Annotated in this window: 1 protein-coding gene; it reads left to right on the plus strand. The window is 72.0% G+C overall.

Translation table 11 applies throughout. The annotated features are described in order from the left end of the window. Nucleotides 1-177: 177 nt before the first annotated feature. Nucleotides 178-767, plus strand: a 590-nt coding sequence (locus AC1D15_RS35435; RefSeq protein WP_477829772.1) for a 4-hydroxythreonine-4-phosphate dehydrogenase PdxA, incomplete at its 3' end; no start/stop codon positions are given.

Consider the following 767-nt stretch of genomic DNA (forward strand, 5'->3'; position numbering starts at 1 on the left):
GGTGCACACCAACAAGACCTTGCGCAAGCTGGAGCAGCGCGGGCTGCACCGCATCGAGAATGGGCAGCTGTTCCTGACCGACGTGCAGGCGCTGGAGCGCATCGCCGACCTGTACGGCGATGGCAAGCTGCCGCCCCGTCCCTTGATCTGAATCGCCGATCCGAAAGACCGCATCGAATGACGACCCGCTCCCCCATCGCGATCACGCAGGGCGACGCCTGCGGCATCGGCCCGGAAATCATCGCGAAGCTGTTCCGCGGCCCGCAGTCGACCGGCTGCTTCGTGATCGGCGATGTCGCGGTGCAGCGCCGCGCCGTCGCCTGGACCGGCGGGGGGCTGGCCGTGGCCGCGATCGAGCATGCCGCCGATGCGCTCGCCGCGCCGCCAGGCTGCATCCCGGTGCTCGCACCGCCTGGCCTGCCGGCCGACCTGGCCGCTGCACCGGTCGGGCAGGTGGACGCGCGGGCCGGTGCGGCGGCAGCGCGCTGCATCGAGCACGCGGTGCGGCTGGCGCGCGGCGCGGAGATCGCGGCCATCGTGACTGCGCCGATCCACAAGGAGGCGCTGTCGGCCGCCGGCGTCGCGTTCCCGGGGCACACCGAGATGCTGCAGGCGCTGTCGGTGGGTGCCGGTGAACCGCCGCCGCCGGTGCGCATGATGCTGGCCAACGAAGAGCTGCGCACCGTGCTCGTGACGATCCACATGTCGCTGCGCCGCGCGATCGACGCGGTGACCTTCGACGCGGTGCTGCAGACGCTGCGCATCTC

It is taken from the genome of Rhizobacter sp. P2_H2 (assembly GCF_056403375.1).